Source organism: Barnesiella sp. An55 (assembly GCF_002161555.1).
GTDB lineage: Bacteria > Bacteroidota > Bacteroidia > Bacteroidales > Barnesiellaceae > Barnesiella > Barnesiella merdipullorum.
In genome coordinates this window covers 1-6,583 of the sequence record NZ_NFHZ01000031.1, presented here as the reverse complement: position 1 = coordinate 6,583, position 6,583 = coordinate 1, and the positions used below count along the sequence as shown (strand labels likewise).

The following is a 6,583-nucleotide window of genomic DNA, read 5'->3' as shown; positions in this document are numbered from 1 at the left end:
CTCATAGAATGAAACTTATTGACGAATATATATCAAGACATTATTGAGGATTATCCTGAATTTTGTCGACTAGGAAGTTTTTCAACTGGTTTCATCCTGAATTTTGTCGACTAGGCCTATATTTTAAATCCTAATTTCTCATCAAGACCTAGATAATACTTTTCCATAGATGTAGTAACCAATGCCTTCTTCTTTTTATATCTGAATATCTGATCAAAATAAGCAATGTCGTTAATCGCACTCAATATACCATCAACAGATTTGGTATAACCTGAAACATAAGAAGCTCCAGTATCAGATTTAAAATTTTCTATCTCCCTACTACTGCCCAGTAAAGTTCTACAACTACTGAAATGAACAAATTTATTGGTAAACAGTCCTTTTGCCATTATAGATAAATCCTTTAGAGTTACAATCTTATCATCTCTTTTCTCTCCCTCTAATGATATAGAATGTGTATCTCCATGAAATGACAAATAGAATATTGAATAATCTCCATATTCTACGTTTCTAAATCTATCTAAATAATACTGAAGCTCAGCCTTTGTAGCGACTCTCCGATAGATTACATTACAATTCCAGGATTTCTCAAGAAATGATAAAAGAGACTCGGTATGTAATGCTATTCTATTCCCCTTTACCGTATGCTCCCACTCTGTTTCTATACAAATTATTCCATCTTTCATTTTCTTCTCTTTTTCAAAAATACTACTTCACATTCTTGAAGGCTCGCAGAATCATATCCACGGCACCATCGATACCCGTGCGTTCGGTATTGATTACCAAATCGTAACCGGCAATATCGGTCCATTGGTGGCCGGTGTAGTGCCAGTAGTGATTGGCCTTACCGGTATTCACCCGCTCGATTTTGCGGGCAGCCTCGTCGGCATCCATATGAAGTTTATCGACCAGTTGTTTCACGGCAAAGTCGCGCCCCGAGGTGATGAAAACCCGCAGCACATGGGGGTCGTCGCGGAGTATCCAGTTGCCCAACCGACCGATGATGACACACTCGCCCTTGTGAGCCAGCTCACGGATGGTGCGGCTCTGGTTCACATAGATGGCATCGTCTTTCGAGGGGTTCATCGAGGCAGGGATACCACTGTCGGCAAATATCAGTTCCCACAGCCGACTGGTGGGAAGATTCTGTTCGTTCTTGGCCACGAAGTCGGTCGAGTAGCCCATCTCCCGGGCAGTCTGGTCGATAATCTGACGGTTATAGCAGGGGCAACCCAACCGACGGGCTACCTCCTCGCCCACGGCATTACCGCCACTGCCATACATGCGGGCGATGGTGATGATGCGGTTGCCGCTCCATTCGTCGGCAGCCACAGCGGCAGCGGCCTGTCGCTCGGCCTTGGGAATAAAGATGCGGTCGAGCCAGGCGATATGCGGGGCAAATACCCGCACCATAAAGCCTACATAAAACATCGATACGAGTGTTCCCACGCCTACCATCTCCCAGCTCCACCGGCCAAAGAAGATAAACATGAACACCGTGCCGATGATCACCAGCGAGGTGTCGGAACAGATTTTCACCTTGCCGAAGTCTTTTTTCAAGAACTTCGATATGGCCAACGGCAGACCTTCACCGGCCAGCATCAGCGAGTCGCATCGCACTTCGCAGGCAATGCCGAATGCCAGCACGGCTCCACCAATAAGTAGCTCGATAAATCGCAGCGGATAACCTATCATGGGGTTGATGTCGAACGGGATTTGCAGAAAACCGGTCATCCACATGGTAAGATCGGTATAAAAGCCAAACAGGAAAGAGACCAGAATCTGGGTGTATTGCCGGGCTTCGAAATTCTTGCGCAGCAACAAAATCTGAATGGTGATGAAAAACACGTGCATGCAGATGGTGAGTTGCCCCATCGTGAGATTGACACCCGGGACCAATGACAAGATATAGGGGGGAGCCGAAATAGGAGACGAGCCCAGATTGGCCCGTATAGACAAGGAGGTACCGAAAGCGATTACAAAAAGAGTAACTATAAAACTGGCATAGCGCCGCAGCCACTCTGCCTTACTCCTCTTCTCGTTCATGATTAGCAAATATTTCAAATCGACCATGAAATTACACAAATTTTAGCCTATATAGCGGGCAGGCACGATGGCTTTAAACTTATTTAAACTTGAATTCACAGGGCTGCCCAAGAAGGTTCCTCCGATACATGACAAGAAAAAGGGAGCTTTTCTTTATCCACACCTCCCCTCAAAGGTATCACTCATTGTTGGTCAAACCAGCCTCTTCGACGGCTTTTATCCAGGAAGTCCGAGCATCGGTAGAAATGGTATATCTATCTGTAATTCATATACAAAAAGAAGATAAACAGGAATATATATTTGTCGGACAACCTGAATCAATGGCCCGGCGTAACGGGGGTTGTCCCCTTTCCCCCGATTACGCACACAGCCCGCTTGAGGCGGGCTGTGTTTTTTCGGAACGATCCGACAAGACTACCTTTCGGCTTCCTCCAAACGCTCGCGCGAGAGGTTGATGGCAAAAAGTCGGCCCACAACCGGAACCCTGAAGAGCTTGACTCGATGAGTGATGCGGGCATAGCGGGTAAAGAGTATCAGGATGAGGAACAAAATGCCCAGCAAAACGGCATAGCCAAATACTTGCTTGATCGAGACCAGCATTGCCTGACGCTGCAACTCGCCGAAGTAGGCCGAGAAGGGGACCTCCCCGGTGAGCGGATTCACCGCGTCGAGCACACCGCCCAACGTGTAGTAGTTGCTCTGCATGGTCAGCTTGAATACTCGCCCTACCGCAGCCGAAGCAATGGGCCCGCCAATGCCCTCGCGCACAAACCCCACGGCACAGAGAGCCTGGAAGAAGTGTTTGAAAGGCACGATTTGCGACAGATAGGTGGTGAGCACCACATATATCATCACGTTGCCTGCATTTTTCAGGAAGAGCGGCAGATAGAGCCGTTCGATATTCATGTCGGGCGAGATGATGAAATACATGACCAACTGATAGGCCACCATCAACACAAACCCGATGAAAGTCACCATCTTGTAACTCATCTGCCAGCGGGCCAGGAGCAGCAGCGACAAGAGTGCCCCGGCTACGACACCCAGCAGACCGGGCATGTTGAGCGAGATGGCATTGAGCGAATCGTAGTGGAGGATGCCTCCCGTAAAAGCTCCTTGCAGCACCGTCGAGGTAGCCGACAGGCAATTGAGGGCGAAGAAGAGGAGCACCACCGTACCAAAATTCCGGTACTTGAAGGTCTCGGGTTCGATATAGGGGTGACGTATGTGCCACATGCGTTGCAGGCTCAAGAAGAGAAACAGAGCCGCACACACCAGCGCCAACCGTATGTAGGGCGAGTCGAACCAGTCGTAATAGTCGCCGTAGTTAAAGGCAAAGGCGATGAGCAGCAACACCACGCTCCAGAGCACGGCTCCCAACCAGTCGATGCCGAAGAGAGGCAGCGGCGGACGCAGATAGAACTTGCGCAACAGCCACTGCGAGAGGACAATCACCACCAGCAACAGCCCTACAGCCAGGTAGTGCATGTAGTGCCAGCTGTAAAAGTAGGTGAGGTAGGTGGTGACCAACCCCGAGAATTGTATGCAGCCAAATACCGTGAGGTAGATGACCGGGAAGAATACGGCAAAATTTCGCGTCGGGGTGATGCGCAGCTGTATCGACGAGAAGCACTCGAAGGTTCCCCACATGCGCAGGGCTCCCGTGAAGAAGCAGGTCACCGCCAACACCGGCAGACTGCGGGTGCTCATGGTGATGATATTGCCCACGATGAGCCCGATGGCCACTACCGGCAGAATGGTACGCGAGGGGAAGCGGAACTTCAGGCGGAACAGGATGGGGAATATCATCGTCATGCCTATGAACGAGGCATACCCGGCCATGAGGATATCCTCCTGTATGAGTGCCGTGGCTCCCACCATCTCGCTCACCGAGGCCAGATAAATGCCCCCCGAGCACTGAAATACCAGGATGCAGAAAAGAAACGAAAGCACCCGCGCCCACATGGGCACCCACTCCTTGAAGGCGGGTACCCGGCGCATGAGATCATCGAGCGGAGTCATGGTCGCGATAGTTTACCTCACACTCTACATTCAGTCCGGCCCGCAACTTGTTCATGCTCTCGGGCGTGTTCTCCTCGGTGAAAACGATACGCACCGGGATGCGCTGCTCGACCTTTACGAAATTGCCGGCCGAATTGTCTTGGGGTACCAGCGAATACTGGGCTCCCGTAGCCTTCGAAATCGACTGCACACGACCTTTATACACCACCCCGGGAATGGCATCGATGGTCATATCGACCGGCATCCCGTCGGCAATATGGGCCGTCTGGGTCTCTTTGTAATTGGCCACCACCCACTTCTCGGTCTCATCGACAATCGACACCAGAGTCTGACCCGGCTGGATGAGCTGCCCCTCCTGAATGGTCTTTCGCGAAGTCACCCCGTCACAGGGAGCCAGCACCACCGTGTACGACAAGTTCAGGTTGGCCAAGTCGAGAGCCGCCTCGGCCACAGCCACGGCAGCTTCGTTCTGGTTGAGACGTTGCGACTGCTCATCCTTCACCAGCGAGGCCGAACGTCTCTGCCGCACCAGCATCTCATACTTGGCCTTCAAGGCCTCATAGTTGGTCTTCACCCCGTCGTACTGTTGTTGAGTGACTGCCTCTTCGGAGAGTAACTTCTTGTAACGTTCATAATCCTTCTCGGCATTTTTCAGCAGCACCTCGGCCTCCTCGATACCGGCATCCGACACGGCCAGATTGTTGTGGGCCGTCGATACGGCCGTACCCATGGCACTGCGGCCGGCCAGCGCATTCTGGTAGTCGGCCTCGGCCTGAGCTACCCGCAGGCGGAACTCGGCATCCTCAATAAGCAACAGCGTGTCGCCCTTGTGCACCGGCTCATACTCCTCGAAATAAATCTTTTTGATAAAGCCCTGCAACCGGCTGTTCACCGGCACGATGTGTTGGCGCACCTGCGCATTGTCGGTATATTCGACACGCCCCAGATGGACGAAGTGCGAACAAACCCACACGAAACCTATCACCAACAACGTGATGGCGATGACGTTGAATACTATTCTGCGAGATCTCTTATTCATGACTGTAAACGATTTATAATGTACCTGTTAAATAAAGAAGTTTGTAATAATTGAAAGCGATGTCTATCTGCGCATTGGCCAGTTGCACCTCGGCCGAGAGTTTGGAGTTGCTCGCATCGAGCATATCGGTGATGAGCGCAAGCTCGTTTTTGTAGCGGTTGGCGATGACGGCGTAGTTCTGGCCGGCCAGCTCTACGTTTTTCTTGCGGGTAACCAGCTGTTCGTATGCCTCGATATAGCGCACATAGGCCGCCTGCACGGCCAGGCCGGTCTGCTCACTCGCGTCGTCATATCGCTCCTGCGTGCGGCGCAGGGTCAGCTTGCTGCGGCTGGCCGCCTTGTTGGTCTTGTAGAGCGAGGCCAGGTTGTAGCTCACCCCCACGCCCACATACCAGTAGTTGAAGTTCTTGTTGATGGGAGGCACCTCGATGGTGATGGGGCCGTCGAAGTGGTTGCCGGCCATGAGGGCAATCTTGGGCAGGCGGTCGGACTTCACGATTTTATCCTGATGCCTGTTCATCTGCACGGCCAGAGCCAACTGCTTCAGCTCGGGCGAGTTTTCCATCGCCTCGTTTTGCCAGTAGGCCGCATCGCCCATGGGCAGGGTGCGCGACAGCAGGGTAGTGTCGGGCTCGATCCATACCGACTCGTCGAGCCCCAGGTTGGTAACCAGGTTGCGGTTGAGAATACCCAGCGTGTTCTTGATCTGCACGACAGTAAACTCGAGGTCCGAGAGCAGCAACTCGTAGCGGGTAATGTCGTTTTTCAACGCCAGACCCTCGCCCTGTTTGGCCCGTATATCCTTGAGCAACTGTTTGGTCTGCTCGATATTCTGCTCATAAACCTTAATCAGATTGAGCTGCTTGAACAGGTCGAAGTAGTAACCCGCCAGCAGGAAACGCACCTTGTTGCGGTCTTTGGCCCAGTCGAGCCGGGCATTCTGCTCCTGCAACTGCGCTATGGCGATACCGTTCGAAACGGCTCCACCCGAATAGATGATTTGCGAAACCTCCAGCGCAAAATTATTCCCCAGGTGAGGCATCGGCGCCCGTTCGACCTGCGTGAAATCACGCTCCATCAGGGTTCCGTCGCCCAAATAACTGAAAGAAAGCGAGGCATCTATGTCGGGCAAGCGGTCGTTTTTGGCGACTCTCACCGCCTCGTGGGCCTCATCGATTGCTGTAAACGAGGGGCGCAGTGTCTTGCTGTTGCGATCGGCCAGGTCGAAAATCTCGTCCAGTGTAAACACCCGACGGACCGGCTCCTGAGCACATGCGCCACCTGCACATAACGATGCGCACAGCACCGCTATGGACAAATAGAATTTGTTCATTCGTAAAAAGAATTTATGAATTAAAAATTTGGCCTAGTCGACAAAATTCAGGATGAAACCAGTTGAAAAACTTCCTAGTCGACAAAATTCAGGATAATCCTCAATAATGTCTTGATATATATTCGTCAATAAGTTTCATTCTATGA

5 protein-coding genes are annotated in these 6,583 nt (G+C 51.6%); all 5 read right to left on the bottom strand.

Annotation, left to right across the window (positions count from 1 at the left end):
• Positions 1-116 precede the first annotated feature (116 nt).
• Positions 117-686 carry a DUF6642 family protein gene (locus B5G10_RS12345; protein ID WP_087425032.1) on the bottom strand — a complete coding sequence of 190 codons (570 nt, stop codon included), beginning with the start codon at positions 684-686 and terminating at the stop codon, positions 117-119.
• 22 nt (positions 687-708) lie between these two features.
• Complete coding sequence (locus B5G10_RS12340) at positions 709-2,046, bottom strand: cytidylate kinase family protein (RefSeq protein WP_087425031.1); 1,338 nt, start codon at positions 2,044-2,046, stop codon at positions 709-711.
• A 414-nt stretch (positions 2,047-2,460) separates the two neighbouring features.
• Entirely contained in the window at positions 2,461-4,065 is a 1,605-nt protein-coding gene (locus B5G10_RS12335) for a hypothetical protein (RefSeq protein ID WP_087425030.1), read from the bottom strand.
• Positions 4,049-5,104: an HlyD family secretion protein gene (locus B5G10_RS12330; protein ID WP_087425029.1), complete on the bottom strand. Its 1,056-nt coding sequence runs from the start codon at positions 5,102-5,104 to the stop codon at positions 4,049-4,051. The genes B5G10_RS12335 and B5G10_RS12330 overlap by 17 nt, the downstream gene beginning before the upstream one ends.
• 13 nt (positions 5,105-5,117) lie before the next feature.
• Positions 5,118-6,437, bottom strand: coding sequence for a TolC family protein (locus B5G10_RS12325; RefSeq protein ID WP_087425028.1), 1,320 nt, complete (start codon positions 6,435-6,437; stop codon positions 5,118-5,120).
• Positions 6,438-6,583: the final 146 nt, after the last annotated feature.